Source organism: Nostoc cf. edaphicum LEGE 07299 (assembly GCF_015207245.1).
Lineage (GTDB): Bacteria > Cyanobacteriota > Cyanobacteriia > Cyanobacteriales > Nostocaceae > Nostoc > Nostoc edaphicum_B.
Genome location: NZ_JADEXF010000872.1, coordinates 1 through 2,905, shown reverse-complemented (window position 1 = coordinate 2,905; position 2,905 = coordinate 1). Strand labels below are relative to the sequence as shown.

General features: G+C 43.7%; 3 protein-coding genes. 1 reads left to right on the top strand and 2 read right to left on the bottom strand.

Annotation, left to right across the window (positions count from 1 at the left end):
* Nucleotides 1–26 precede the first annotated feature (26 nt).
* Nucleotides 27–437 (top strand): ABC transporter substrate-binding protein, encoded by a 411-nt coding sequence (locus IQ229_RS21985; protein ID WP_322744046.1) that lies wholly within the window; start codon nt 27–29, stop codon nt 435–437.
* A 117-nt stretch (nt 438–554) separates the two neighbouring features.
* On the opposite strand, the gene IQ229_RS21980 is transcribed toward IQ229_RS21985, so the two are convergent.
* Both IQ229_RS21980 and IQ229_RS21975 read right to left on the bottom strand, forming a co-directional pair.
* On the bottom strand, nt 555–1,292 hold the full coding sequence (locus tag IQ229_RS21980) for an SDR family oxidoreductase (RefSeq protein WP_194047375.1): 738 nt from the start codon (nt 1,290–1,292) through the stop codon (nt 555–557).
* 220 nt (nt 1,293–1,512) lie between these two features.
* Nucleotides 1,513–2,178: a phosphoribosyltransferase gene (locus IQ229_RS21975; RefSeq protein WP_194047373.1), complete on the bottom strand. Its 666-nt coding sequence runs from the start codon at nt 2,176–2,178 to the stop codon at nt 1,513–1,515.
* Nucleotides 2,179–2,905: the final 727 nt, after the last annotated feature.

Genomic DNA, 2,905 nt, shown 5'->3' with positions numbered 1-2,905 from the left:
TATTAATACCAAAATAAATATGTATAGTGAAGAACTATACCGCTCCCAAAGGTCAAGCGATTCTAGTACCAGAAGATTCGCCGATTCAGACGCTGGCCGACCTAAAGGGTAAAAAGATCGCTTTTGATAAAAGCTCAAGCGCCCATTATGTGCTTGTGCGATCGCTGGCAAAAGTCGGCCTCGATTTTAGTGATATGGAACCAGTTTATTTGACACAACCAAAGGCGCTGCCCCGATTCCGCCGAGGTGAAATCGATGCTTGGGTGCATTTCATTTGGGTTCCCTACACCCTACACAGCTACTCTTGCCCAAAGCGCTTACCCAGGGCGATCGATTGCAGATTTAGAGAGCATGGTGACAAAGCCTCCCTGGAAGTTCCGACTTATTACTATGCGATTCCAGAGCTAGTACGCGACTATCCTGACCTGCTCTATTAGCCGGACATGATATTAAAAGCAGAGGGACGCAGAGTTTTTTTCAGCGAAATTCTATACTTGCGTGTTCAAGATATCGTCTGGCTATCTGAGCCGAATGCTTGCTCTGTAAGCCTAAATCTAAAGTTCTTGACGTGTCGGACGGATGATCATTTCATTCACATCAACATCACTGGGTTGCTCAATGGCGTATGCGATCGCACGGGCAATGGCATCTGCATCGATGGCGATCTCATAAAGTTGATTAATTCCTGCTGCTGTGTCTTTATCGGTAATCGTGGTAGTCAGTTCGGTGGCAACGGCTCCTGGTGAGATATTAGTCGAACGGATTTCACCATTTGACTCTAGCCGCAGCCCTTCAGAAATTGCTCGCACTGCGTACTTGGTAGCACAGTAGACTGCTGACCCCGCAAACACCTTATGTCCGGCCACGGACGATAGGTTAATGACGTGACCAGACTTTTGCTGACGCATAATCGGCAACACGGCAGCAATCCCATAGAGAACGCCCTTAATGTTGATATCGATCATCCGATCCCACTCCTCTACCTTTACTTGGTCGAGGGGAGAAAGCGGCATCAACCCGGCATTATTGATTAGCACGTCGATCCGATCATAAGCACTCAAAGTTTCCTTCGCTAAGGCTTCCATCTGTGCGCGATCTGCTACATCCGTTACTTGATAGGTTGCAGTCCCTCCTGATTTAGCGATCGCTCCAACCAAATCTTTGAGCCGATCTTCGCGTCGAGCAGCCAGCATCGGTTTGGCTCCACTAGCAGCAAGTCGCTTGGCAGTTGCCTCACCTAATCCACTGCTAGCTCCGGTGATGATTATCACTTTGTTTTCAATAAGAGACATATTTATTCCTGGGGATTATTGAGTATGGATCGTGAAACATCGGGTGCTGTTTCAGATGAACTCAGCATTATTTAACCATATCAACTAGTTTGTATACTCGAGCGACGTTTTTGTATCGGCAACATCACGAATCCGAACCGCTATCATCACGCCATTTGATTTCTGTCCCATTAAAATTTCAGTTGGTGAGTTGAGACCATCTCATAAACTTAATCTTTATCTACATACCAAGAGGTATTGCTTCACCGTTCTTTGTCGCTTTTGCGAGTAAGTCACAGACTTCTTCATCGGTCGTTTGAGGAAAGCTTTCGTACCAAAGGCCAACGCTCTGGAAAGGGCTGGGTCTGGAGATGCAAACGATTTCGTCAACCTCAGTTTCTAACTCTTGGCAAGTTTCAGGCGCAGCTACAGGCACAGCGATCACAATCTGAGCAGGTTGCTGTTTTCGCACAGTTACAACAGCAGCCCACATCGTTGCACCCGTTGCTAAACCATCATCTACCAAGATGACTGTGCGTCTTTTCAAATCTCTTAAGGGACGATTTTGGCGATAAAGCCGTTCCCGCCGCTCTAACTCCCGTTCTTCTTGTAGCGCTACCCTGGCAATTACTTCATCGGATATCTTCACCAGACTGATAATATATTTATTGACTATCCGCACACCACCAGAAGCGATCGCTCCCATCGCTAGTTCTTCTTGATCGGGCACACCCAATTTACGTACCACTAAAACATCTAAGGGAACATTTAAGGTTTTGGCAACTTCAAAAGCAACGGGTACACCACCCCTTGGTAGCCCTAATACCAGAACATCTGGGTCATTAGCATAAGCGGTTAACTCCTTAGCCAAAACTTGACCCGCAAACCTCCGATCTTTAAATAGCATGATGTGATATTCCTAATTGGTTTTCAAAAAATTAAATAAATATTTACAATACGTTTGTTATTGGCTATCAACTTCAAAAAATGTAGCAATTGAGCAAATTCCAAACTTGTTGTTATAGTTCAAATGTTCTAAATCGATCTTAGAAAGCTAAATATTTCCTGTCCTCCACTAACGGAGCGACATCTTCAATCTACAGTTCTATCAAACGGATGAGTTAGCTTTAATGCAACAAGATTTCTGTATCTTGTGCTGAGACTATTTTACTACTCCCGACTCAATATCCCTCTTCAAATGGCTTGCTAAGAAGATACTGTGACGTGGTTAACTCTCGCTGTAGGGGGTTTACTGCTCTAAGTAACTGGTGTTAGCGTGAAGCAAAGTTATAGAGCGATCGCAGGAGAAGGGTGACATGGAAAACCTAAATGTTTAAGTAGGAGTGCATTTGAAAACTGCTATAAGTTTTGCCACTTGCTAACATTTACTGTTAAACTTTTACTGAGTATTTTTTTTACTGTAAATCAAAAGCCTACTTAAGTGCTAGCGGATGCAAAAATCTATGAAAATCCAGTGATAATGCAATTGTTAATTCTTCGCGTGTCCCCTGTTGCAGACCTTGTGTTGATATTATCTTTACATTATCCCTAAATTGTGAACATAAGGTAATGCGCCATCTGCTTGTTCGTTATATAATGCTTAATATTACAGATAAAAGTCATAAAAGTTACCC

Coding starts and splice junctions, on each gene's coding strand:
- IQ229_RS21980 (WP_194047375.1), bottom strand. CDS start 1,292: ATGTCTCTTATTGAAAACAAAGTGATAATCATCACCGGAGCTAGCAGT.
- IQ229_RS21975 (WP_194047373.1), bottom strand. CDS start 2,178: ATGCTATTTAAAGATCGGAGGTTTGCGGGTCAAGTTTTGGCTAAGGAG.